The 1,301-nt window shown below is 70.8% G+C and carries 1 protein-coding gene and 1 pseudogene; both read right to left on the bottom strand.

The genetic code is table 11. The features are described from left to right. A pseudogene (locus AOK24_RS43805) lies at window positions 1-190 on the bottom strand (hypothetical protein); the annotation flags it as partial. A 219-nt stretch (window positions 191-409) separates the two neighbouring features. Continuing rightward, window positions 410-1,301, bottom strand: an 892-nt coding sequence (locus tag AOK24_RS43800; RefSeq protein ID WP_055725387.1) for an LCP family protein, incomplete at its 5' end; no start/stop codon positions are given.

The raw sequence follows: 1,301 nt of genomic DNA, 5'->3' as shown, positions 1-1,301 counted from the left end.
CTGCCCAGTACTCCGCAGCGAACCCTCCCACGGACACGCCCACCAGCACCGCCAGCCCCACCTGCCGCGAACTGTTGAGGAGCTCGGAGGCCATGCCGGTCTCCCCGGCGGGCACCCCTTCCGTCGCCGCGCTCCCCATGGGAACGAAGGACACGCCGGTGGCGGTGGGGCCATAGCCGAGGACCTGCATCCCCGTCCCTCCTGGTCACCAGCAGCACGCCCGCGAGGTCCAGGCGTCCGCCTCCGAGGCTCGCCCCGAACACCGCAAACCCGGCGATCAGCACCCGTTTGCGCACCAGCGCGTCCACGAGGGCGTACGCGTTGACGACCCGGGACAGCGCCCCGCCCCGAACCCCGGCCCTGTGCGGATCGCAGCTGCGTGCGCTGGCGAACGGCCTGCTGCTGGACGCTACTTGAGCGACTCCCACCGTTCGCTCGCCGCCGGCTCCTTCGGCACCACGCGGTTCGGGTCGGAGGGGGCGGGGACGACCGGCATCATCACGGTCGTGAGGTTGCGTACGGTCAATCCCCGGATGCTCTGGCCGAGTTCCATGAGGTCGGAGAGGGAGCTGAGGCCCGTGTCGGTGGTGAGGCTGCCGGTTACGGCGTCGGCGACCTGGTAGAGCTTGGTCGGGCTGCTCAGCAGGTCCAGGTGGGAGATCTGGGTCAACAGGGCTTTCACGAGGGTCTGTTGGAGGGCTATGCGGCCCAGGTCGCTGCCGTCGCCGATGCCGTGGCGGGTGCGGGCGAACGCGAGGGCGGTTTTGCCGTCCAAGTGGTGGGTGCCGGCGTCGAGTTGGAGGTGGCTGTCGGTGTCGTGGATGTCGGTGGTCGTTGTGACCGTGACGCCTCCGAGCGCGTCGACCAGTTTCGCGAACCCGGCGAAGTCGACCTCGATGTAGTGGTCCATGCGGACGTCGGTCAGCCGCTCGACGGTCTTGACGGCGCAGACGGGCCCGCCGATCTCGTACGCGGTGTTGAACATGACGCCGTGGGCGACCCGGGTGGGCCCGCCGGAGTCGCGAGGGCAGGAGGGCCGGGTGACGAGGGTGTCACGGGGGATGCTGACGACGGTGGCCGCCGTACGGCCCGCGTCGAGGTGGACGACCATCGCCGTGTCGGAGCGGGCGCCGCCCTCGGGGCCGCCGCCAAGTTCCTTGTTCTCCTTGCCCGTTCGGGAGTCGGAGCCGAGGACGAGGATGTTGAGGGAGCCGGTGGGGAGGGGGGAGGCGGACGGCGAGGGGGTGACCATCGCGCGGGCCGGGCGGTCGTCGCAGAGGGCCTGGTCGATGTCGACGCTC

It is taken from the genome of Streptomyces niveiscabiei, from assembly GCF_001419795.1.
In the GTDB taxonomy this organism is placed as follows: Bacteria; Actinomycetota; Actinomycetes; order Streptomycetales; family Streptomycetaceae; genus Streptomyces; species Streptomyces niveiscabiei.
Note: the sequence above shows the minus strand (reverse complement) of the source record. Positions and strands in the feature narration are given on the sequence as shown.